Annotated in this window: 1 protein-coding gene; it reads right to left on the bottom strand. The window is 66.6% G+C overall.

Translation table 11 applies throughout. The features are described from left to right. The coding region (locus DFP90_RS22630; protein ID WP_181905534.1) for a hemagglutinin repeat-containing protein at positions 1-1,067 on the bottom strand (1,067 nt) is incomplete at both ends.

Raw genomic sequence — 1,067 nt, 5'->3', positions numbered from 1 at the left:
TCGCCATCGGCACCGCTGGCACCATTGCCTGCATTGCCGCCGGTGCCGCCGGTGCCGCCGCCATTGTCATCGCCGCCGAACAGGCTGCCCAGGTTGGTGGAGCCGCTGATGGAGATGTTTTTCTGTTCGTAATTATCCACATCGCGCAGATGGCGATGGGCGAAGGTTTCGGTGGACAGGGTCACATCGCCGCCGGTGGAGGCGATGATGCCGCCATTCACCTGGGTATGGCCGCCCACATTGATCTCCACATCGCCGCCGGCCACCAGACCCGTCTGCTGATTGACCCAGGCTTTCTCGCCGCTCTCCCGGCCCATCGAAGAGGAGCTGTTGAGCGATGTCCGGTCCATGAGGGAGGGTTCGTCCCCGCCCGCTTCGGCGGTTTGCGCGCCGCCGCCGTCACTGCCAAAATCGCTGCCGCCCAGGCCGATGCCAAGGCCCACGGAGCTGCCGCTGCTGGAGCCGTCGATCCGGCCGGTATCCTGGACCGATTCCACCAGCAGATCGCCGCCGATCTCGGCCGAGATATCCTCGCCCGCGGCCACACGCGCGCCTTTCAAGGTGGTGTCGCCGCCCGTCTTGATCGTGACATCCCGACCCGCCGCCACCTGGGCATTGGACTGGGTGGTGCGGGTTTCCTCACGGTCGGAGTCACTGCTGGAGACGGAACCGCTGGCGGAGGCCGTGTAACCGGTGAAACCGACCCCGACAGAGGCCCCGACACTGGCCGATTTGCTGCTGCTCTGGCTGCTGCTGGCAAAATGGTCCTGCGCGGATTCAAGCGTCAGCTCATCCCCGGCTTCCAGATTGACATCCCGCCCGCCCAGGATCCGGGTGCCTTCGGCGGTGATATCATCGCCCGCAGTCAGGTTGACATCGCGGCCTGCGTGAATTTCGGCCACACGCGCGGTTTCGGTCTCAAGGCTGCTGCTTTCCTCGCTGGAGGAAACGCCGAAGCTGACCTCGGCGGAGACCGCGCCTTTTTGCAGCGCGGTCACGGCGGAGGCGGCCTTCAGCACCGCCGAGGCCGCGGTCACGCCCTGCGCGGCGGCCCCGCCTTCGCCCTC

The sequence above is a fragment of the Aestuariispira insulae genome (assembly GCF_003385955.1).
Taxonomy (GTDB): domain Bacteria; phylum Pseudomonadota; class Alphaproteobacteria; order UBA8366; family Aestuariispiraceae; genus Aestuariispira; species Aestuariispira insulae.
This window is presented reverse-complemented; position numbering and strand designations above follow the sequence as displayed.